The sequence below is a fragment of the Variovorax sp. V118 genome (assembly GCF_041154445.1).
Lineage (GTDB): Bacteria > Pseudomonadota > Gammaproteobacteria > Burkholderiales > Burkholderiaceae_C > Variovorax > Variovorax boronicumulans.
In genome coordinates this window covers 765,551-786,466 of the sequence record NZ_AP028663.1, presented here as the reverse complement: position 1 = coordinate 786,466, position 20,916 = coordinate 765,551, and the positions used below count along the sequence as shown (strand labels likewise).

24 protein-coding genes are annotated in these 20,916 nt (G+C 69.2%); 10 read left to right on the top strand and 14 right to left on the bottom strand.

Annotation, left to right across the window (positions count from 1 at the left end; all coding sequences use genetic code 11):
• The first annotated feature begins 37 nt into the window (after positions 1-37).
• From ACAM52_RS03585 to rsgA, 3 genes are read left to right on the top strand one after another with little or no spacing between them, the layout of a single operon-like run.
• Positions 38-1,303, top strand: coding sequence for a M48 family metallopeptidase (locus ACAM52_RS03585; RefSeq protein WP_369646137.1), 1,266 nt, complete (start codon positions 38-40; stop codon positions 1,301-1,303).
• Between the two features lie 31 nt (positions 1,304-1,334).
• Entirely contained in the window at positions 1,335-1,685 is a 351-nt protein-coding gene (locus ACAM52_RS03580; protein ID WP_062475054.1) for a 4a-hydroxytetrahydrobiopterin dehydratase, read from the top strand.
• 12 nt (positions 1,686-1,697) lie between these two features.
• Positions 1,698-2,657, top strand: a complete 960-nt coding sequence (rsgA, locus tag ACAM52_RS03575) for a ribosome small subunit-dependent GTPase A (protein WP_083259283.1) — start codon at positions 1,698-1,700, stop codon at positions 2,655-2,657.
• A gap of 25 nt (positions 2,658-2,682) precedes the next feature.
• Here the strand turns inward: rsgA and ACAM52_RS03570 are convergent, their stop codons facing one another.
• The 8 genes from ACAM52_RS03570 to rpsP all read right to left on the bottom strand — a co-directional run bounded on the left by ACAM52_RS03570 (position 2,683) and on the right by rpsP (position 8,842).
• Positions 2,683-3,708, bottom strand: coding sequence for a hypothetical protein (locus ACAM52_RS03570; RefSeq protein ID WP_369646136.1), 1,026 nt, complete (start codon positions 3,706-3,708; stop codon positions 2,683-2,685).
• Positions 3,709-3,730: 22 nt separating this feature from the next.
• Complete coding sequence (hisC, locus tag ACAM52_RS03565) at positions 3,731-4,816, bottom strand: histidinol-phosphate transaminase (protein WP_369646135.1); 1,086 nt, start codon at positions 4,814-4,816, stop codon at positions 3,731-3,733.
• 4 nt (positions 4,817-4,820) lie between these two features.
• On the bottom strand, positions 4,821-5,822 hold the full coding sequence (locus ACAM52_RS03560) for a CobD/CbiB family protein (RefSeq protein WP_369646134.1): 1,002 nt from the start codon (positions 5,820-5,822) through the stop codon (positions 4,821-4,823).
• A gap of 58 nt (positions 5,823-5,880) precedes the next feature.
• A complete protein-coding gene (locus tag ACAM52_RS03555) occupies positions 5,881-6,624 on the bottom strand; it encodes a CoA pyrophosphatase (RefSeq protein WP_354343921.1) in 744 nt (247 codons plus the stop codon).
• Between the two features lie 127 nt (positions 6,625-6,751).
• Positions 6,752-7,135 carry a 50S ribosomal protein L19 gene (gene rplS, locus ACAM52_RS03550; protein ID WP_056572437.1) on the bottom strand — a complete coding sequence of 128 codons (384 nt, stop codon included), beginning with the start codon at positions 7,133-7,135 and terminating at the stop codon, positions 6,752-6,754.
• Between the two features lie 110 nt (positions 7,136-7,245).
• A complete protein-coding gene (gene trmD, locus ACAM52_RS03545; RefSeq protein ID WP_369646133.1) occupies positions 7,246-7,992 on the bottom strand; it encodes a tRNA (guanosine(37)-N1)-methyltransferase TrmD in 747 nt (248 codons plus the stop codon).
• Positions 7,993-8,008: 16 nt separating this feature from the next.
• Positions 8,009-8,563, bottom strand: a complete 555-nt coding sequence (rimM, locus tag ACAM52_RS03540; RefSeq protein ID WP_095746396.1) for a ribosome maturation factor RimM — start codon at positions 8,561-8,563, stop codon at positions 8,009-8,011.
• 15 nt (positions 8,564-8,578) lie between these two features.
• Complete coding sequence (gene rpsP / locus ACAM52_RS03535; RefSeq protein ID WP_007831311.1) at positions 8,579-8,842, bottom strand: 30S ribosomal protein S16; 264 nt, start codon at positions 8,840-8,842, stop codon at positions 8,579-8,581.
• A 179-nt stretch (positions 8,843-9,021) separates the two neighbouring features.
• On the opposite strand from rpsP, the gene ACAM52_RS03530 reads away from it, so the two are divergent.
• Together ACAM52_RS03530 and ACAM52_RS03525 are read left to right on the top strand one after the other, a co-directional pair.
• Positions 9,022-9,546 (top strand): GNAT family N-acetyltransferase, encoded by a 525-nt coding sequence (locus tag ACAM52_RS03530; RefSeq protein WP_139701981.1) that lies wholly within the window; start codon positions 9,022-9,024, stop codon positions 9,544-9,546.
• Between the two features lie 13 nt (positions 9,547-9,559).
• Positions 9,560-10,006, top strand: a complete 447-nt coding sequence (locus ACAM52_RS03525; RefSeq protein ID WP_070062592.1) for a TM2 domain-containing protein — start codon at positions 9,560-9,562, stop codon at positions 10,004-10,006.
• Between the two features lie 53 nt (positions 10,007-10,059).
• Here ACAM52_RS03525 and ACAM52_RS03520 read toward each other — a convergent pair whose 3' ends face one another.
• The 5 genes from ACAM52_RS03520 to hda all read right to left on the bottom strand — a co-directional run bounded on the left by ACAM52_RS03520 (position 10,060) and on the right by hda (position 14,948).
• Positions 10,060-11,070: an inorganic phosphate transporter gene (locus ACAM52_RS03520; protein WP_062475084.1), complete on the bottom strand. Its 1,011-nt coding sequence runs from the start codon at positions 11,068-11,070 to the stop codon at positions 10,060-10,062.
• 14 nt (positions 11,071-11,084) lie between these two features.
• Positions 11,085-11,729, bottom strand: coding sequence for a DUF47 domain-containing protein (locus tag ACAM52_RS03515; protein WP_056571891.1), 645 nt, complete (start codon positions 11,727-11,729; stop codon positions 11,085-11,087).
• 217 nt (positions 11,730-11,946) lie between these two features.
• Positions 11,947-12,582 carry a 2-amino-4-hydroxy-6-hydroxymethyldihydropteridine diphosphokinase gene (gene folK, locus ACAM52_RS03510; protein WP_369646132.1) on the bottom strand — a complete coding sequence of 212 codons (636 nt, stop codon included), beginning with the start codon at positions 12,580-12,582 and terminating at the stop codon, positions 11,947-11,949.
• Positions 12,579-14,216, bottom strand: a complete 1,638-nt coding sequence (gene pcnB / locus ACAM52_RS03505; protein WP_159275688.1) for a polynucleotide adenylyltransferase PcnB — start codon at positions 14,214-14,216, stop codon at positions 12,579-12,581. The genes folK and pcnB overlap by 4 nt, the downstream gene beginning before the upstream one ends.
• A 42-nt stretch (positions 14,217-14,258) precedes the next feature.
• A complete protein-coding gene (hda, locus tag ACAM52_RS03500) occupies positions 14,259-14,948 on the bottom strand; it encodes a DnaA regulatory inactivator Hda (RefSeq protein WP_056571899.1) in 690 nt (229 codons plus the stop codon).
• Positions 14,949-15,099: 151 nt separating this feature from the next.
• On the opposite strand from hda, the gene purM reads away from it, so the two are divergent.
• The 5 genes from purM (at position 15,100) to ACAM52_RS03475 (ending at position 19,602) form a co-directional block, all read left to right on the top strand.
• Complete coding sequence (gene purM, locus ACAM52_RS03495; RefSeq protein ID WP_056571902.1) at positions 15,100-16,140, top strand: phosphoribosylformylglycinamidine cyclo-ligase; 1,041 nt, start codon at positions 15,100-15,102, stop codon at positions 16,138-16,140.
• A 50-nt stretch (positions 16,141-16,190) separates the two neighbouring features.
• Positions 16,191-17,261: an AI-2E family transporter gene (locus ACAM52_RS03490; protein WP_369646131.1), complete on the top strand. Its 1,071-nt coding sequence runs from the start codon at positions 16,191-16,193 to the stop codon at positions 17,259-17,261.
• Between the two features lie 112 nt (positions 17,262-17,373).
• Entirely contained in the window at positions 17,374-17,946 is a 573-nt protein-coding gene (locus ACAM52_RS03485; RefSeq protein WP_369629771.1) for an isochorismatase family protein, read from the top strand.
• A gap of 61 nt (positions 17,947-18,007) precedes the next feature.
• Complete coding sequence (locus ACAM52_RS03480) at positions 18,008-18,637, top strand: DJ-1/PfpI family protein (RefSeq protein WP_369646130.1); 630 nt, start codon at positions 18,008-18,010, stop codon at positions 18,635-18,637.
• Complete coding sequence (locus ACAM52_RS03475) at positions 18,607-19,602, top strand: GlxA family transcriptional regulator (RefSeq protein WP_369646129.1); 996 nt, start codon at positions 18,607-18,609, stop codon at positions 19,600-19,602. Before ACAM52_RS03480 ends, ACAM52_RS03475 begins: the two co-directional genes overlap by 31 nt.
• On the opposite strand, the gene ACAM52_RS03470 is transcribed toward ACAM52_RS03475, so the two are convergent.
• A complete protein-coding gene (locus ACAM52_RS03470) occupies positions 19,599-20,891 on the bottom strand; it encodes an RNA polymerase sigma factor (protein ID WP_369646128.1) in 1,293 nt (430 codons plus the stop codon). The two genes, ACAM52_RS03475 and ACAM52_RS03470, sit on opposite strands and share 4 nt — an antisense overlap.
• Between the last annotated feature and the right edge of the window lie 25 nt (positions 20,892-20,916).

Here is a 20,916-nt window from a genome sequence, read left to right as displayed (position 1 = left end):
ACCCCGATATACCGGGGACTAAACTCGCCGCTTCATGATGTCTTATTCGCTCATCTTCACCCTTGCCTTCGCGGCGGCGCTCGTGGCGGGCCTGCTCGTGAAGTTCTGGCTGGCCACCCGCCAGGTGCGCCATGTGGCGCGCCACCGCGGCGCCGTGCCGGCCGCCTTCGCCAGCACCATCACGCTGGCCGCCCACCAGAAGGCGGCCGACTACACCATCGCCAAGGCGCGCTTCGGGCTCGTCGAAATGGCCTGGGGCGCCGCCCTGCTGCTGGGCTGGACGCTGCTCGGCGGGCTCGACCTGCTGAACAAGCTGCTGCTGGTGTGGCTGGGCGGCGGCATGGTGCAGCAACTGGCGCTGCTGGCGGCCTTTGCCGTCATCGGCGGCCTGCTGGAGCTGCCGTTCACGCTGTGGCAGACCTTCCGGCTCGAGGAGCGCTTCGGCTTCAACAAGATGACCTGGAAGCTCTGGCTCACCGACACCGTCAAGTCGACGCTGCTCGGCGCGCTGATCGGGCTGCCGATCGCGGCGCTCATCCTGTGGCTCATGGGCGCGGCCGGCACGCTCTGGTGGCTCTGGGCCTGGGGCGCGTGGATGGGCTTCAACCTGCTGCTGATGCTGATCTACCCGACCTTCATCGCGCCGCTGTTCAACAAGTTCAAGCCGCTGGACGACCCGACGCTCAAGGCGCGCGTCACGGCGCTCATGAAGCGCTGCGGCTTCGCGGCCAAGGGCCTGTTCGTGATGGACGGCAGCACGCGCAGCGCGCACGCCAATGCCTACTTCACCGGCTTCGGCGCCAGCAAGCGCGTGGTGTTCTACGACACGCTGCTGCGCCAGCTCAACGCCGGCGAAGTCGAGGCCGTACTCGCACACGAACTCGGCCACTTCAAGCACCGCCACATCGTGAAGCGGCTCGTCGCGATGTTCGCGCTGAGCCTGGCCGGCTTTGCGTTGCTGGGCTGGGTCTCGACGCAGGTCTGGTTCTACGCCGGCCTGGGCGTGCAGCCCAACCTGTCGCCGGCCGCGCCCAACAACGCGCTGGCGCTGCTGCTGTTCATGCTGGCTGTGCCGGTGTTCAGCTTCTTCGTCGCCCCGCTGCCGGCGCGCCTGTCGCGCAAGCACGAGTTCGAGGCCGACGCCTACGCCGTGGCGCAGACCAGCGGCGCCGACCTGTCGGCCGCCCTGCTCAAGCTCTACCAGGACAACGCTTCGACGCTCACGCCCGACCCGGTGTTCGTCAAGTTCTACTACTCCCACCCGCCCGCCTCCGAGCGCCTTGCGCGCATGACCGCGGCGTGACCCTCGACCCACCTTTTCAGCGAAGCCCCTCATGAGCAGCATGTTCAAACCCAAGGACTGGAAAAACCTCCCGGCCCGCAAGGCCCTGAGCGCCACCGAGATCGTCTCGGGCCTGGCCCAGCTCGACGGCTGGAAGCTCACCGGCGACGGCGCCGATGTCGCGATCGAGAAGACCTTCACCTTCGCGAACTACTTCGAGACCATCGCCTTCGTGAATGCGCTGGCCATGGTGGCCCACACGCAGGACCACCACCCCGACCTGTCGGTGCACTACAACCGCTGCGTGGTGCGCTTCAACACGCACGATGTGAACGGCCTGTCGATCACCGACTTCGACTGCGCGCGCCAAGCCGACGCGCTGGTTGCGAGCCCCGCCGCATGAGGACACGCGCCTGTGGCTAAGCCGGGCCGCGCCGCCTTCACCCCCGCTGCGCACAACACGGGGAAGGCGCACCACGACGGCCTCGTCGTCGCCAGCCATGGGCGTCACTGCCTCGTCGAAACGCCCACGGGCGAGCGGCTGATCTGCCATCCGCGCGGCAAGAAGAGCCAGGCCGTGGTCGGCGACCGCGTGCGCTGGCAGGCCACCGAAGACGAAGGCACCATCGAAGAGGTGCTGCCGCGACGCAACCTCTTCTACCGGCAGGACGAGATCCGCACCAAGTCGTTCGCGGCCAACCTCGACCATGTGCTGATCCTGATCGCGGCCGAGCCGGAGTTCTCCGAACACCAGCTGGCGCGCGCACTGATCGCGGCCGAGGCCGAACGCATCACGCCCATCATCGCGCTCAACAAGAGCGACCTCGTCGAACCCTTTGCGCGCGCCTGGGCCAAGCTGGCGCCCTACCGCCGCATGCACCACGGCGTGCTGCCGCTGTCGCTCAAGGCCTCGGGCGAGGCGGACTACGCCTCGCTGATGAAACTGCTGGCGGGCAAGTCGACGCTGGTGCTCGGCCCGTCGGGCTCGGGCAAGAGCACGCTCACCAACCTGCTGGTGCCCGGCGCGAGCGTGCTGACACAAGAGATTTCGCAGGCCCTCAACTCGGGCAAGCACACGACCACCAGCACCACCTGGTACTGGATCGACGAGGCCCGCACCACCGGCCTCATCGACTCGCCGGGCTTCCAGGAATTCGGCCTGAACCACATCGAGCCGATGCAGCTCGCCGGCCTCATGCCCGACATCGCCGAGCACACGGGCGACTGCAAGTTCTACAACTGCACCCACCTGCACGAACCCGGCTGCGGCGTGATCTCGAACGTTGAAACGGCGACGCAACCCGGACCGATCAGCGCCTCGCGCTACAAGATCTACGGCGAACTGTTCGCCGAGCTGAGCCAGACGCGCTACTGAAGACGCACCGAAGGGCCGGCTGCACTCAGGCCAGCCAGGTGCGGTATGACTTCCAGGTCGGATCGAAGGCAAGGTCCAGCGCCACCGGCAACTCCAGCGCTTCCTGCACCGATTGCGCATGCACGATGGCCGCCTGCGGATCGGCCACATGGAAGTGCACGGTGCGAACGCCCTCCTCCAGCACGATGTGCGTGCAGCAGCCTTCGCCGTGCGTCTGCAGCAGCGCGGTCAGTCGGTCTTCATAGACACGGGCCTCGTCCAGTTCTTCGCCCGATTCGACGGGGATGGCAGCCGAGAGCCGATGCCCCAGGTCGGCACGCCCGAGCAGCGCATTCGCGGTGTCGTTTCGCATCACGACCGCCTCGACCTCGCTGCCGTCCTCGGCGGTGCGCGTGGCGGTCAGGCCCGACCAGCCGTGCTCGCCTGAGGGAAACACGCCGGTGTGGCCCAGATCCTCGCGCCAACATGCGTCGAACAGAGGCACGAAGTCATCGAGCGGCACGCCATCGAAATCCGCTTGCGCATCCGCCTCGACGTGATCGACCGGCCCGACCTTCACCGCGAAGTCGTACTCGCCCAGGATGTGGTCGAGCATGATCAGGCTCATGTGGCACGCGTGATCCTGCATGTCCATCGGAATGGGTTTGGCAAAGCCGATCTCCAGCGCCACCCGCCCCCTGTAGGGCTCGTGCTTCACGAGAACGTCCGCGCTGGCCAGTTCGAAGTCGTTCATGCGCATGCTGAAACCTTCGCGCATGCGCTGCCGGAAGGCCTCCACCTCGACCTGCGGCAATGCGGGCGCGCTGTGCACCAGCGCCATGAGGTCCTCGAAATCGTCTTCGGCGCCGTGCGCTGTCAGCACGAGCGTGAAAGCCGGCGGGTCGCCCAGCACTTCGGCCGCCAGGTTCGGAAAGAAGGGCTGCAGCAGCGCATTCAATTCACCCACCAGCGCGTGGCCGGACAAGGACTGCAGGCTCTTGAGCTTGTCGCTCAAGGCGTGCCAGAACGATGCGCAGGCAACGGCGCGCGGGTCGGCGTGAAGGGTCGACATCGACAGGATTTCTCTCAGAGTTTCAGGCCAGGATGTCCTGCAGGCACTGCACGAGCGTGCTGCACTGATCCCGCGTGCCGATGCTGATGCGCAGGTACTGCGCGATGCGCGGCTGCTTGAAATGCCGCACCAGCACCGCACGCTCGCGCAGCAACGCCGCCAGCTCGGCTGCATCGCGCTGCGGGTGGCGCGCGAACACGAAGTTGGCCTGCGACGGCAACACCTCGAAGCCCAGGTCTTCGAGCTGAAGGCTCAGGCCTTCGCGCGTGTCGACGACCTGGTCGCGTGTCTGCCGGAACCACGCCTCGTCGTCGAGCGAGGCCACGGCGCCGGCGGAGGCCAGCCGGTCGATCGGGTACGAATTGAAGCTGTCCTTGACCCGCACCAGCGCGTCGATCAGGTGCGCCTGCCCGCAAGCGAAACCGACCCGCAGGCCGGCCAGCGAGCGCGACTTGGACAGCGTCTGCACCACGAGCAGGTTCGGATATCGGCCGACGAGCGACAGCGCGCTCTCGCCGCCGAAATCGACATACGCCTCGTCGACCAGCACGACGCGATCCGGGCACGCCGCCAGCAGCTGCTCGATGCGCGCCAGCGGCTGGCCGATGCCGGTCGGCGCGTTCGGGTTGGCGATGACGATGCCGCCGCAGCCCTGCCGTGCGCGCGCCGCGAACGCATCGATGTCGATGCGCAGGCCGTCATCGACCGGCAGCTGCTCGCAGGCGATGCCGTAGAGCTGGGCATAGACCTTGTAGAAGCTGTAGCTCACGTCGGGCATCAGCAGCGGCTGCGCCTGCTGGAAGAAGGCGAAGAACGCGTGCGCGAGCACTTCGTCCGAGCCATTGCCCGCGAACACCTCGCCCACCTGCAGGCCGTGGCGGCGCGCCACGGCTTCGCGCAGCGCGAGCGACGTGGGGTCGGGGTAGCGCTCCAGGCCGTCGGCGGCCGTGCGCTGGATCGCCGCGATGGCGTCCGGCGACGGTGGGTACGGGTTCTCGTTGGTGTTGAGCTTGACGAGGTTGGCGATGCGCGGCTGCTCGCCGGGCACGTAGGGTTCGAGCGCGCCGATGCGCGGGCTCCAGAAGGCCGGTGCGGGCGGGGTGGTCATGGGGTCAGCCGAGCAAACGCGCGAGCGTGAGCAAGGCCAGCAGCACCATCCACATCACGACCGAGCGCCAGACCAGGCCGACCACGCTGCGCAGGTGGCCGGGCTCGGGCTCGCGACCCGGCGTGCTGCCGCTGTCCAGGCGCCGGCCGACGCTCGGCGACTCGCCGGCCTGCGCGCGCGGCAGCGGATCGGCCACCGGGATCGGGCTCAGCGAGCCGCCGCCCAGGCGCACGTTCACCGCGCCGGACGTGGCCGCGAGGATCACGCCGTCGTTCTCGTTGGGAAAGCGCCGCGCATCGTTGCGCCAGCAGTCGATGGCCTCTTCGAAGCTGCCGACCACGGCGAAGCCGAGCGCCGTGATGCGCGCGGGCAGCCAGTCGACGGCATGCCAGGCACGCTCGGCGGCATCCTGCACCGCCACGCTCGAAGGCTGCACCGGCGCGCCGTTCTTGTGGGCCCAGTAGCGCGCGACGAACTCGCTCATGCGATAGAACACCGCGCCTGCCGGCCCCAGGCCGAGAGCGGCGAGCACCGAGAACCAGGCCAGCACGCCGAAGACATGGCGGTGCGCCGCAATGACCGAATGCTCGATCACGTGGCGCACGATTTCGCTGCGCGGCAGCTCGGCGGCATCGACGCCCTGCCAGTGCGCCAGCAGCGAGCGAGCGAGCGGCTCGTCGCCCTCGTCGAGCGCGTCGCGGATGTCGGTGAAGTGATGGCTGAATTGGCGAAAACCCAGCGTCATGTAGAGCACCGCGACGCTCCACAGCACGGCGAAGGGCAGGCCCAGCGTGAGCACCAGCAGCCAGTGCACGCCCAGCGACAGGAGCGTGGGCACGAACACCGCGAGCCCCCAGGCGATCCATCCGTGGTGCGGCTTACCCGCATCGAAATTGCGGCTGGTCCAGCGCGTCCACGCCACGACGCCGCCGTACACGGGGTTGTGCGGGCCCAGCGGCCGCACCTGCTCGATCAGCAACGCGCACAGGATGGCAAAGAAGCTCATCCTTCGATGATAGCGAGAGCACCTGAAGGTTTTGACCCCAGGTGGCGCCCGATCCGGCTCAGGCGGCGAGGAAACGGTAGAGGTTGCGCAGCATGCCCGCGGTGGCGCCCCAGACGAAGCGCTCGTGCGGGCCATCGACGTACGGCATCGAGTACCACTCGCGTCGGACCCCATCGGTGGCGCTGACCGCGTGGCGGCGGTGGTTGGCCGGGTCCATCAGCCAGGCCAGCGGCACCTCGAAGGCCTCGGCCACCTCGAACGGATTGATGTCCAGCACGAAGTCGGGCTGCACCAGCGCGACCACCGGGGTCACGACGAACGAGGTGACCGTCGTGTAGGTCGGCAAGGTGCCGAGCACCTCGATGAACTGCGCCGACAGGCCGACCTCTTCCCAGGCTTCGCGCAGGGCGGCGGCCTGGATGTTGGCGTCTTCAGGGTCGACGCGCCCGCCGGGAAAGGCCACCTGCCCCGAATGGGTCGACAGGTGCGTGGTGCGCTCGGTGAGCAGCACGGTCGCGCCTTGCGGGCGCTGCACGATCGGCACCAGCACGGCGGCCTGGGCCGGCACGCGGTCGGTCATGCGGGGCTCGCGGCGCAGCTCGGGCGTCCACACGGGCGGCGAGGCAAAGCGCGCGCGCAGGGCCGTTGCCGTCAGCTGCGCCGGCACCACCGCCGGCAGACCATCGCTTCCGTCCACGAAGGGCGCCTGGCGCGGGTCGATCTGCAGCAACGCGGGCGGCACCACGGCATTGACGGGTTCGACGACGGCGGAGGGCGTGGGGGCGGAAGTGGATGAGGTCAAGAGAGGATGCGGCCTGTGGCGGAATGAAAGGAGTAGAGCGTAAAAATGGAAAACTGTCTTGAAGCGCGGCGCCAACGCAAAAAGCCGCCAGAGCGGCGGCTTTTTGAGCAGAAAGGACGGCGGCTGATTAAGCGGCCGACGCAGCCTTCTGCGACTTGCCCGGCAGCTTTTCCTTGATACGTGCCGAACGACCGCTGCGCTCACGCAGGTAGTACAGCTTGGCACGGCGCACGTCGCCGCGGCGCTTGACTTCGATGCCGGCGATCAGCGGGCTGTAGGTCTGGAACGTACGCTCCACGCCTTCGCCGCTGGAGATCTTGCGCACGGTGAAGCCGCTGTTGAGGCCACGGTTGCGCTTGGCGATCACGACGCCTTCGTAGGCCTGCACGCGCTTGCGGCTGCCTTCGACGACGTTCACGCTGACGATGACCGTGTCACCGGGCATGAAATCGGGGATGGTCTTGCCGAGACGGGAAATTTCTTCCTGCTCGAGGGTCTGGATGAGGTTCATGATTTCCTGGATATCGATCGTTTCGGGCTGCACTAAAGGCGCCGTGGGCTTTGGCGGAAGAACCACCAACAAACCGGGCGCGGCCGGACAGAGGATCGGGGAACCGCGGATTATAGCTTTTTTTTCAGCGCGGCCTCATCGGCCTTGTTGAGCTTGCCTGCCGCCCGTGCGGCATCGATCAGCTCGGGGCGCCGCGCGGCCGTGATGGCCAGGCGCTGGTCGCGCCGCCAGCGCTCGATCTGCGCATGGTGGCCCGAGAGCAGCGACGCCGGAACGCCCTGCCCGTTCCACTGCTCGGGCCGTGTGTAGTGCGGGCAGTCGAGCAGGCCGTCGAGCGCCGGGTTGAAGCTGTCCTGTACATGGCTGGCCTCGTCGCCCAGCACGCCGGGCTGCAGGCGGGCCACGGCGTCGAGCAGCGCCATGGCCGCGATCTCGCCGCCCGACAGCACGAAGTCGCCGAGGCTGACCTGGTGGGTGACACGCGCATCGATGAAGCGCTGGTCGATGCCTTCGTAGCGTCCGCAGACCAGCACCGCACCTTCGCTCGCCGACCAGCGCTCGACGGCCTCGTGGCGCAGCGCCTCGCCGATGGGCGAGAACAGCACCACCGGTGCCGGTGCGCCGCGGGCCGCCAGCGCGGCATCGAGGCAGGCCGCCAGGGGCTCGGCCATCATCACCATGCCGGGCCCGCCGCCGAACGGGCGGTCGTCCACGCGCTTGTAGTTGCCCTGGGCGAAATCGCGCGGATTCCACAGCACGACCTCGACCTGCTTCGATTCGTAGGCGCGGCGCGTCACGCCGCTGGCCATGAAGGGCGCGAACAGTTCGGGAAAAAGCGTGAGGACGTCGAAGCGCATGCGCGCGCGGCCCGGGTCAGAAATCGGGTTGCCAGTCGACCGTGATGAGGCGGCCGGGCAGGTCGACCTTGTCGACGAAGACCGAGACGAACGGCACCATGCGCTCGATGGTCTTGCCGTCTTCTTCGGCCGTCAGCACCAGCGTGGTCTGCGGGCCGGTGGCGAGCAGTTCGCGCACCGCACCGAGCACGACACCTTCGCGGTTGACGACCGACAGGCCGATCAGGTCGACCCAGTAGTACTCGTCGTCGCCGGCGGTCGGGAAGCTCGAGCGCGGCACGAACACGCGCGCGCCGCGCAGCGCCTCGGCCGCATTGCGGTCGGGCACATCCTCGGACGAGGCGACGATGCAGTCGGAATGTTCTTTGGCTTCGCGGACCGCGAGCCGGAAAGCGGCGGGTGTGGAGGCTCCGGGAGCCTGCAGGAACCAGCGCTTGGAAGAAAAAAGCGCCTCGGGCTGGGCGCTGTGGGGCAGGACCTTGAACCAGCCCTTGATGCCCCAGGCATCGGCGATGCGTCCGACCTCGATCGCATCCGCCGGCAGTTCGGCGGCTTCGAGTGTGGGCAGCATCGCCGTGCGGGCGGCTTAGGCGGCCGCCTTGGGGGCCGCGGCAGCGGCTTGCTTGATCAGGCGCAGCACCGTGGGCGAAGCCTGGGCACCGACGCTCTTCCAGTACGCGAGGCGGTCCTGGGCGATGCGGATGCTTTCTTCGTTTTCCTTGGCGGTCGGGTTGTAGAAACCCAGGCGCTCGATGAAACGGCCATCGCGGCGAACGCGCTTGTCCGACACGACGATGTTGAAGAACGGACGGCCTTTGGAGCCGCCGCGGGAGAGTCGAATGACGACCATGATTTATCCTTGGGTGGTCAGCGAGCCAGTTCAAATAGAAAGAGGCCCGCTCACGATGTTCTTCCAGCGTCGAGACACGCGACATGGCCACCCGGCCAGCGCACGCTGAAAAGCCCACGATTATAGCCCGACCCGGGTTTTTCTCCGAATTCCGGCCCCGCGCCGCCGCCCTCACCCGCATGACCCTCACCCTCCGCCCCAGCCGCGACGAAGACATCGCAGCCATCACGGCCATCTATGCGCACCACGTGCTGCACGGCACCGGCACCTTCGAAACCGAGCCCCCGTCCGAGGCCGACATGGCCGCCCGGCGCGCCGATGTGCTGGGCAAGAACCTGCCCTACCTCGTGGCCGAAGAAAACGGTGAAGTGTTGGGTTTTGCCTACTGCAACTGGTTCAAGCCCCGCCCGGCCTACCGGTTTTCGGCCGAAGACTCGATCTACATGTCCGAGGCCGCGCGCGGCAAGGGCGTGGGCGCGCAGCTGCTGGCGGCGCTCTCGCAGGCGGCCGAAGCGGCCGGCGTGCGCAAGCTGATCGCGGTGATCGGCGATTCGGCCAACGCCGGCTCGGTCGGCGTGCACCGCAGCCAGGGCTTCACGCACGTGGGCGTGCTGAAAGACTGCGGCTGGAAGTTCGACGCCTGGCGCGACGTGGTCCTGATGGAAAAAGTACTCGGCGAAGGCAGCCGCACCAAACCCGAATGATGTGATGAAGAAAATGAAAAGCAAGACCGTGGCCGCCTGGCTCTCCTTCCTCGGTGGCCCGCTGGGCCTGCATCGCTTCTACCTGCGCGGCATGGGTGACTGGCTCGGCTGGCTGCTGCCCATTCCCACGGCGCTGGGCATCTACGGCATCGAGCGCCTGCGCATGTACGGCGTGGACGACGGCGTAAGCTGGGCGCTGATCCCGCTGCTAGGTTTCACGATCGCGGGCTGCGCCTTGATGGCGATCATCTACGGCCTGATGACGCCCGAAAAATGGAATGCCCGCTTCAACGCCGGCGCAGCGCCCGACGCCGCGCCGGGCCAGACCAACTGGCTCACGATCGGCGCCGTGGTCGCGTCTTTGTTCTTCGGGAGCTCGATCCTGATGGCGAGCATCGTGTACAGCTTCCAGCACTACTTCGAACACCAGATCGAAGAAGGCCGAAAAATCTCGCAATAGCCGCCCGGCCAAGCGCGGCGCCTCTGCGAACGAGGCGTCGACGCTTCAGCGCTTCAGAAGATCTGCCAACTGAACCAGTAAGCCATCGCCGCGACGAAAGCCGAGGCGGGAATGGTCAGGACCCAGGCCCAGACGATGTTCCCCGCCACGCCCCAGCGCACGGCGCTGGCGCGCTGCGTGGCACCGACGCCGACGATGGCGCCCGTGATCGTGTGGGTGGTCGACACCGGAATGCCCAGCGCGGTGGCCAGGAACAGGGTCAGCGCCCCGCCGGTCTCGGCGCAGAAGCCGCCCACGGGCTTAAGCTTGGTGATCTTCTGGCCCATGGTCTTCACGATGCGCCAGCCGCCGAACATGGTGCCCAGCGCGATCGCGGCGTAGCAGCTCACGATGACCCAGGTCGGCGGCACCGCGTCGCTGGCCGAGGCATAGCCGGTGGCGATCAGCAGCATCCAGATGATGCCGATGGTCTTCTGCGCGTCGTTGCCGCCGTGGCCCAGGCTGTAGGCACCGGCCGAGACCAGCTGCAATCGCCGGAACCACCGGTCCACCCGAGAGGGCGTGGCACGCCGGAAGCCCCAGGCCACCACGATCATCATCAGCGAGCCCAGCAGGAAGCCCAGCAGCGGCGACACGAAGATGAAGGCCACGGTCTTCCAGATGCCGGAGGCCACGAGGCCGCTGGTGCCGGTCTTGGCGATCACGGCGCCCACGATGCCACCGATCAGCGCGTGCGACGAGCTGCTCGGGATGCCGTAGTACCAGGTGACGAGGTTCCAGCTGATGGCGCCGATGAGCGCCCCGAACACCACGTGCACGTCGACCACCCCGGGCTGGGCGATGCCCTTGCCCACCGTGGCCGCCACGCTCAGGTGGAAGACGAAGATCGCGATCAGGTTGAAGAAAGCCGCGAACACCACGGCCTGCCCCGGCTTGAGCACGCCGGTGGACACCACCGTCGCGATCGAATTGGCGGCATCGTGGAAGCCGTTCATGAAGTCGAACAGGATCGCGAGCGCGACCAGCACCACCACCACCCAGAGGGCGACCTGCACCGTTGTCATCGGCTGCTACCCGCTCAGGAATTCTCGAGGACGATGCCCTCGATCACGTTGGCCACGTCCTCGCACTTGTCGGTGATCGTCTCGAGCAGCTCGTAGATCGCCTTGAGCTTGATGACCTCGCGCACGTCCGGCTCCTCGCGGAACAGCTTGCTCATGGCGCTGCGCATCACGCGGTCGGCGTCGGATTCGAGGCGGTCGATTTCCTCGCAGGTCTTGAGCGTGGCCTCGGCCACGGCCGGGTCGGCGATCTTGCCGAGGTACTTCACGGCGTCCTTGAGGCGGTCGCAGCACTTCACGCTCAGGGCCGTGAGGCGCACGATCTCGTCGGTCATGTGGCGCACGTCGTACAGCGCCATGGTCTCGGCCGAGTCCTGGATCAGGTCGGCCACGTCGTCCATCGTGTTGATGAGCTTGTGGATCTGCTCGCGGTCGATGGGCGTGATGAAGGTCTTGTGGATCAGGCGGTTGACGTCGTGCGTCACGCGGTCTGCGGCGCGCTCGGCGTTGTCGACGTCGCGGTTGTACTGTTCGCGCAGGTGCACGTCCGCATAGTGGGTGACGAGCTGCTCGAACGCACGCGCCGCCTCCACGATGCGCTCGGCATGCTGGTTGAACATTTCAAAAAAATTGCCCTCTCGGGGCAGCAGCTTGCCGAACATGGAAAAAACTCCTGGGACGCGCCAATCACAATTTCATGACGCCTTCGTGAAAACTTCCCGAGTTTAACGGGCGCGACCGGAACGACCGGTCGGGCCGACCTTCGGACCCCGGCGCGACAGGCCCGCTCAGGCCGGCAGCTGCAGTGCCACGACCAGCCGCACGCGGCAACGCCGGCGAGATCGGGCGGGGACAGCCGCATGCCGGCGGCCTCGGGGGTCAGCGGATTTTCTGGATGACCTGGCCGGTCACGCGTGCCAGCGCGGCGCGCGGCACCTTGTCGGGGGCAATCTCGGCCAGCGGCTTGAGCACGAAGGCGCGCTCGCGCATGCGCGGGTGTGGCAGGGTCAGCGTGGGGCTTTCGATCACCGAGTTGCCGTGCATCAGCAGGTCAAGATCGAGCGTGCGCGGCGCATTGGGAAAGGGCCGCTCGCGACCGGCCAGCGTTTCCAGGCGCTGCAGCGCGATGAGCAGCTGCTCCGCGTCCAGCCCGGTGCGCACGGCCACCACGGCGTTGATGAAGTCGGGGCCTTCGGCCTCGACCGGCGCGCTGCGGTAGAGCGACGAGCGGGCCGTGACCTGGGTGCGTTGCAACGCGCCGATGGCGGCCATGGCCTCCTTCACGGTCGCCTCGGCATCGCCCAGGTTGGCGCCGATGGCGACGAAGGCCTGCACGGTCGGGTAGTCCTCGCGCGGACCGCGTGGACGCGAAGGCGCGCGGCGTGCGGGCGGGCCGCTCTTGCTGCCTGCCGATGGCGGCTTGCCTGCGGCGCGCGGCGCGGGCTTGCCCCCCTTGGCTGACTTGGCAGCCGGGGCGCTCTTCTTGCCGTCCTTCGGCCGGTCGGTCGCACTCATTCGCCTGCGGCGCTCCCGCCGCCCTCGCTGCCGCCACCACCGCTACCGCCGCCCACCGGGCGCGGCTTGCGTCGGCGCTTGCGCTTGCGCGGGGCCGCCGCTTCGCCATCCGGCGGCACGGCATCGGCCTCGATGTCGGGTCCGTCGCCGTCGTCCGACTCGGCTGCGGCCTGCTTCTGGCGCGCCGGTTGCTCGCTGCGCGGCTTGGGCGCAGCGGCCGGATCGCGCAGGCGCACGCGCTGGCGCACCTTCTGTTCTTCGCGCACCTGCTCGAGCAGGTCCTGGCGACGCAGGTCGTCGGCGGTGCTGAACTCCTGCCACCACTCGGCGATGGCCTCGCCGACCTCGCCCACGTCGGCACGCAGGCGCATGAAGTCGAAGGCGGCGCGGAAGCGCGCCTGCTCGACCAGGCTGTAGGGCGTGGAGCCAGTGCGCTTGTCGAAGCGCGGCTGCATCATCCAGATCTCGCGCATGTCGGCGGCCAGCTTGCCGCGGCCCGACACGTCGCCGATGCGCGAATTGAACACGTCGTCGATCGCATCCTGCAGCGCCGGGAACGGAGGCTGCGGACGCTGGCCGTGGCGGCCTTCCTGGCGCTGGGCCCAGCCGTCGCGCACGTCGGCCCACAGCACGCAGGCCAGCAGGAAGCTGGGCGCCACGGGCTTGCCTTCGCCGACGCGGCGGTCGGTGTCCTGCAGGGCAGCCTTCACGAAGGGCTGGTCGGCGCGCTCCACCACCACGTCGAGCAGCGGATAGATGCCGGTGGCGAGCCCCAGCTTGCGCAGCTGCTCGACCGTCGCGATGGCGTGGCCGGTCTGCAACAGCTTGAGCATCTCGTCGAACATGCGGCTTTGCGGCACGTCGGCCAGCAGCTTGCTCGATTCGATGAGCGGCGCGGCGGTCTTGGCTTCCATCTTGAAACCGAGCGCGGCGAGCTTGGCCGAGAAGCGGATGGCGCGAATGATGCGCACCGGGTCTTCGCGGTAGCGCGTGACCGGGTCGCCGATCATGCGCAGCGTGAGCTTCTGGGCGTCCTTGATGCCGTTGTGATAGTCGACCACGACCTGGTTGGCCGGGTCGTAGTACATGGCGTTGACGGTGAAGTCGCGGCGCGCCGCGTCTTCTTCCTGCGGGCCCCAGACGTTGTCGCGCAGCACCCGGCCGCTGGCGTCCACGGCGTGCTTCATGCTCGCCAGTTCGCCCTTGCTGGTGCGCTCGTTGCCGGCCACCTGCTCGGCGGCGGCGCTGTCCATGTAGGCGCGGAAGGTCGAGACCTCGATCACCTCGTGCTCGCGGCCGCGGCCGTACACCACGTGCACGATGCGAAAGCGCCGACCGATGATGAAGGCGCGGCGGAACAGCGACTTGACCTGCTCAGGCGTGGCGTTGGTGGCCACGTCGAAATCTTTCGGCCGCAGGCCCAGCAGCAGGTCGCGCACCGCGCCGCCCACGACGTAGGCCTCGTAGCCGGCCTGCTGCAGCGTGGTGACCACGTTCTTCGCGCGTTCGTCGACCAGGGCGGGATCGATCTTGTGAACCTCTGCCGGCACCTCCTGGCGCTTGCCGAAGCGGCTCTTGCCCTGCGTGCCGCCGGCGGACTTGCCGAGCAGCTTGTCGATGAATTTCTTGATCATTGGTTGTTTTTTGAGGAGGAGCGGGCGCTTCTTCTTATCTGTCTATTCGTTTTCGAGCATGGAGCGGATCAGCGGAATGGTGATCGCGCGTTGGGTCTGCAGGGCGTAGCCGTCGAGCTGCGACAGCAGCTCCATCAGGCTGCCCAGGTCGCGGCTGAAGCGGTGCAGCATGAAGTCGAGCACGTCGTCGGACAGCATCACGCCGCGCGCGTCGGCCGCCTGGCGCAGCACCGCGCGGCGTTCGCTTTCACTCAGCACCTGCAGATGGAAGACATGGCCCCAGCCGAGGCGGGTGCGCAGGTCTTCGCGCAGCGGCAGGTCGGCCGGCGGCAAGGCGCCGGCGGCGACCACGCCGCGCTGCAGGGTCTGGGCGTTGACAAACCAGTTGAAGGCCGCGTGCTGCTGCACCGCGGTGTAGAGGTGGACGTCGTCGAGCAGGACGGCGCCCCAGCGCTCGTCGAACTCGGGCGGCTCCAGCAGGCCGGCGTGCAGCCAGCCCACGCTTGCGCCCTGCTCGGCCAGTGCGACACGCACGGATTCGAGCAGGTGGGTCTTGCCACTGCCGCTGTCGCCCCAGAGGTAGGTCGGCACCGGCGAGTGCAGCGCGGGGCTGCCATCGGCGCCGCCGACCCACACTTGCAGGTGTCGCAGCGCCGCCTCGTTGGGGCCGGCAAAAAAGGCGTCGAAGCTGGGGCCCGTCGCAATGCCGATATCGAGCGCGAGCTGTTTCATCCCGGGAAGGTTCATGGAGGGGGCCCGGAGGGCCCTTAAAATCGTGAGGAATTCTATCGGCCCGGCCGCCTCGGTCGCCGGCGCCACCCCTGCCCGCCCTTCCTCGCCGCTTCGCGACCCTTTCGCTCCTTCTTCTCGACACCGCCCGCCCATGACCTCCTCCACGCCCACCCCGCTCAGCTACAAGGACGCCGGTGTCGATATCGACGCAGGCGACGCCCTGGTCGACCGCATCAAGCCGCTGGCGAAGAAAACCATGCGCGAAGGCGTGCTGGCCGGCATCGGCGGCTTCGGCGCGCTGTTCGAAGTGCCCAAGCGCTACAAGGAACCGGTGCTGGTGAGCGGCACCGACGGCGTGGGCACCAAGCTCAAGCTGGCCTTCGAATGGAACATGCACGACACGGTCGGCATCGACCTCGTGGCCATGAGCGTCAACGACGTGCTGGTGCAGGGCGCCGAGCCCCTGTTCTTCCTGGATTACTTCGCCTGCGGCAAGCTCGACGTGGACACGGCCGCGGCCGTGGTCGGCGGCATCGCCCGCGGCTGCGAACTCTCGGGTTGTGCCCTCATCGGCGGCGAAACCGCCGAAATGCCCGGCATGTACCCGGCCGGCGAGTACGACCTGGCCGGTTTTGCGGTCGGCGCGGTCGAAAAGTCGAAGATCCTCACCGGCCAGAACGTCAAGCCCGGCGACGTGGTGCTGGGCCTGGCCTCGGCCGGCGTGCATTCCAACGGTTTCAGCCTCGTGCGCAAGGTGATCGAGCGCGCCGGCGCCGACCTGCCCGCCACCCTCGACGGCAAGCCCTTCCGCGAGGCCGTGATGGAGCCCACCCACCTGTACGTGAAGCCCGTGCTCGAGGCGCTGGGCAAGCACCCGATCAAGGCCCTGGCCCACATCACCGGTGGCGGCCTGCTCGAGAACATCCCGCGCGTGCTGCCCGAAGGCACCGCCGCCCACCTGAAGAAGGGCAGCTGGCCGCAGACCGAACTCTTCGCCTGGCTGCAGAAGGTGGCCGGCATCGACGACATCGAGATGAACCGCACCTTCAACAACGGCATCGGCATGGTCGTGGTGATCGATGCGGCCGAAGCCGCCGCCTGCGCCGCCACGCTGCGCGCCGCCGGTGAGTCGGTGCACGAGATCGGCGTGATCGCCGAGCGCGGCGACGGCGCGGCCGTGGTCGTCGCCTGATCGCGCGCCCGTTCTTTTTTCTTTTTCTCACCGCACGCCCCGCTCCCCGGATGGCCACGCCGCTGCCCGACGCCACCCTCGCCGCCCCGCCCCCGGCCGCCGCCTCCCGCCACGTGGTACTGGCCAGCTACCTGCTGATGCTCGCGGGGCTGATGCTCGTGATGTGGCAGCACCTGCTGCCGGGGCTGCTGTGCGTGTGCATCGGCTTCCTGGTCGCACGCTGGTTCGCCCGGCTGCTGGGCGGCTGGCTGTCGCGCCTGAAGCCCCTGCGCTCCGCCGCCGGCAGCCTGGCCCGGGTGGTGGCGGTCACGCTGGTGCTGCTGGGCCCGATCGGCCTGGTCACGCTGGGGTTCTCCCAGGCGCGCGAGTACGTGCTCGATGCGCCCGACCAGTACCGCGAACTGCTCGACTACACGGCCCGCACGGTGCTCGAGTTGCGCTCCAAGCTGCCGCCCGACATCGCCGTCTACCTGCCCGAGGGCGCGGCCGAGGTGCAGCGCATCGTCGCCAATTACCTGCGCACGCAGGCCGGCTCGCTCGCCATGGCCGGGCGCGCCTGGCTGGGCGGGCTGCTGTTCGCCTACGTGGGCCTGATCATCGGCGCGCTGGCCGCCGTGGCGCCGGCGCCGGCCCAGCGCCGGCCGCTGGCGCAGCAGATGTTCCTGCGCATCACCACCTTCGGCGAGGCCTTCGGCCAGATCGTCGCGGCACAGTTCTGGATCGCCGCCTTCAACACGCTGCTGACCGCGATCTTCCTGCTGTTCCTGATGCCGCTGTGGGGCCTCGAGCTGCCCTACACGCCCGCGCTCATCACGCTGACCTTCGTGGCCGGGCTGGTGCCGATCGTGGGCAACCTGGTCTGCAACTCGGTGATCACGCTGGTGGCGCTGTCGGTGTCGCCGGTCACGGCCGCGGCCTGCCTGGGCTTCCTGATCCTGATCCACAAGGCCGAATACGTCATCAACGCCAAGGTGGTCGGCGCGCGCACGCAGATGCGCGTGTGGGAGCTGCTGTCGGTGATGTTCGTGGCCGAGGCGGTGTTCGGCCCCGCGGGGCTGGTGGCGGCGCCGCTGTACTACGCGTACCTGAAAAAAGAACTGCACGCAGGCGGCCTGGTCTAGCGACCGGGCAATGTCCTGATCTGATCGGTTCCGGTCCGCATCGGCGCGGACGAAGCGCTGGCGGCGTCCAAGAATAGGCGGCATCATCCACTTTGCCTTGCCCGCCGCCGCCATGACCACCTGTCTGATTGTGATCGACGCCCAGGAATCGTTCCGCCACCGCCCCTACTGGAACGCCGCCCTGCTCGCGCCCTACCTCGAGGCCCAGAACGCGCTGATCGCCGGCGCCGTGGCGGCCGGACTGCCGGTGGTGCGCGTCTTCCACGTCGATGCGCCGCCATCGCCGGCCAACCCCTTCGCGCTCGAATCGGGCCATGTGCGCCCGATCGAGGGCCTCGCGCCCTTCGAGGCCGCCGCCACCTTCACCAAGCACCGCCACAGCGCGCTGGTCAACAGCGGCCTGGACGTATGGCTCACGCAGCACGGCATCCGCCGCCTGATCGTGAGCGGCATCCGCACCGAGCAATGCTGCGAAACCACCACGCGGCACGCCTCGGACCTGGGCTGGGAGGTCGACTACGTGACCGACGCCACCCTCACCTTCGACATGGTGCAGCCCGACGGCCGGCCGCTGTCGGCCGCCGACATCAAGGCGCGCACGGCGACTGTGCTGGACGGGCGCTTCGCCACGGTCTGCAGCGTGGCGCAGGCGTTGGCGCGTGCCACGGAAGGCGCGACCGCATGAGCGCCGCGCCGGGCCGCCCCAAGCAAGCTCGCACCGAAGTGCGAAGCACGGAGGTATTTCAATGACCCCGCTGCGCGTGCGCATCCTGGCCTACGACGGCGTCGAGGCGCTCGATTTCGCCGGCCCCTTCGAGGTCTTCACCACCGCTGTCCGCGTCCACCAGCGCCTGCAGCCGGGTGCGCCCGCGCCGTTCGAGGTGGCCTCGGTCGCCCACACCCGCGCCGGCGAGCCCGTGCAGGCGCGCGCCGGCCTGCGGCTGCTCGCCGACCACACGCTGGCCGACGCTGCCGCCACCGCCGACGTGCTGCTCGTCCCCGGCGGCGTGGTCGACGCGCCCATGGCGAGCCCCGACACCCTGCGCTGGATCGCCCGGTGCGCGGCCAGCGCGCAGCTGGTTGCCTCGGTCTGCACCGGCGTCTTCCTGCTGGCGCAAAGCGGCGTCGTGACGCGCGAGGCGGTCACCACGCACTGGGAAGACCTCGCCGACCTGCGCGCCCAATTCCCGCAACTCGACGTGCGCGACGGCGTGCGCTGGGTCGACACCGGCCGCATCGTCAGCTCGGCCGGCATCAGCGCGGGCATCGACATGAGCCTGCACCTGGTCGAACGCCTGGCCGGACGCGACCTGGCCGAGCGCACGGCGCGCCAGATGGACTACGCATGGACCCGCAACGAGACCCTGTCCGCGTAGTCTTCGTGCTCCTGCCTGACAGCCTGGTGCTCGACTGGGCCGGGCCGGCCGAGGCGCTGCGCATCGCCAACCAGCGGCTGCGCGCGGCAGGCCAGCCCGAGCGCTTCGTCATCGAATTCGCGGGGCCGCGGCCGACCGTCATGGGCTCGGTCGGCGTCGCGCTGTCGGGGCTGTCGCCGTTGCCGACGCAATGGGACGGCCCGGGCTGGGTGGTGCTGGTCGGCCTGCCGGGCGACACCATCGCGACCGACACACCCGAGGCGCAGGACCTGCTGCACTGGCTGCGCGGCCAGCGCTTCACGCGCGGCGGCGTCGAGCTGGTCACGGTCTGCGCGGGCGCCCTGCTCGCGGCGCACGCGGGCGCGCTCGCGGGCCGGCGCGTCACCACGCACCACCATCACCTGGACGAGCTGCGCTCCGTGGAGCCGCGCTGCGAGGTGGTGAGCAACCGGGTGTTCGTGATCGACCCGCCGGTCTACAGCAGCGCGGGCGTCACGACGGGCATCGACCTGATGCTGCACCGCATCGCCGACACCTGCGGCGAGGCGCTGGCGGCCCAGGTCGCGCAGACGATGGTGGTCGCGCTGCGGCGCGGCCCGCACGACCCGGAGCTGTCGCCCTTTCTCGCCTACCGCAACCACCTGCACGCGGCGCTGCACCGGGTGCAGGACGCGGTCAGCGAACAGCCGCAGGCCGACTGGAGCGTGCCGCGCATGGCCGAGGTCGCCCACACCTCGGCGCGGCATTTGACGCGCCTGTTCGTCGAGCATGCGGGCGTGGCGCCGCTGGCCTATCTGCGCCGGCTGCGGCTGGCGGCCGCGCAACTGGCGCTGGCCTCGGGCGCCAGCGTGACGCGGGCGGCCGAGCTGTCGGGCTTCGGCTCGGACACGCAGCTGCGCCGCGCGTGGCACCAGTTCGGGTTGCCGGGCTCGCCCTCCGCGGGCACGTCCGCGCCCGCCCGCTAAGGCTTGTCGCCACAGGCCTCGGCGCGCGCCCGCAGCAGCGCCTGCTCGCGCGTGTTGCGCGTGAGCGAGGCGGCGCGCTGGAACTCCCGGCGCGCCTCGTCGTGGCGGCCCAGCTTGAAGAGCAGGTCGCCGCGCACGGTCGGCAGCAGGTGGTAGCCCTTCAGCGCGGGCTCGTCCTGCAGCGCATCGACCACCTCCAGCCCGGCGGCCGGCCCGAAGGCCATCGACAGCGCGACCGCGCGGTTCAGCTCGACGATGGGCGACGGCGACAGCGCGGCCAGCGCGTCGTACAGCGCCGCGATGCGGGCCCAGTCGGTCTCGCCCGCGGTGCGCGCACGGCCGTGGCAGGCGGCGATGGCGGCCTGCAGCGCGTAGGGACCGAGCGCGCCGCCCAGCGCTTCGGCGCGCGCCAGCGCCACCAGGCCGCGGCGGATCAGCATCGGGTCCCAACGTGCGCGGTTCTGGTCGAGCAGCAGCACCGGCTCGCCCGTGGCCCCCACGCGCGCGGCGGTGCGCGAGGCCTGGATTTCCATCAGCGCGACCAGCCCGTGCACCTCGGCCTCGCCGGGCACCAGCTCGGCGACGATGCGGCCCAGGCGCAGCGCCTCGTCGCACAGCACGGGGCGCATCCAGTCGTCGCCGGCGGTGGCCGAGTAGCCTTCGTTGAAGATCAGGTAGAGCACCTCGAGCACCGAGGCCAGCCGGGCTTCGAGCTCGTGGCGGCGCGGCACCTCGAAGAGCACGCGCGCCTCGGCCAGCGTGCGCTTGGCACGCACGATGCGCTGCGCCACGGTGGCCTCGGGCACGAGAAAGGCGCGCGCGATCTCGTCGGTCGTCAGGCCGCCCATCAGCCGCAAGGTGAGCGCCACGCGCGCCTCGGTCGAGAGCACCGGGTGGCAGGCGGTGAACACCAGGCGCAGCAGGTCGTCGCCGATGTCGTCGTCGAGCGCCGCATCCACCGCCTGCGCGAAATCGGCCTGGGCCATGGCGTGCAGCGCATCGAGCTCGCGGCCGATCTCGGGCGCCTTGCGCTCGGCCAGCTGCACGTGGCGCAGGCGGTCGAGGGCGCGGTGCTTGGCCACCTGCGTGAGCCAGGCAGCGGGGTTGTCGGGCACGCCGTCGACGGGCCACTGCTCGAGCGCGGCCACCAGCGCGTCCTGCGCCAGCTCTTCGGCCAGGCCCACGTCGCGCACCTTGCGCGCGAGCGCGGCGATGATCTTCGCGGACTCGATGCGCCAGACCGCCTCGATGGCGCGGTGGATGGCGGCGGTGTCCGGTCCGCTGCTCATGCGGCCTCGCTGCGGCCCGGCGGGC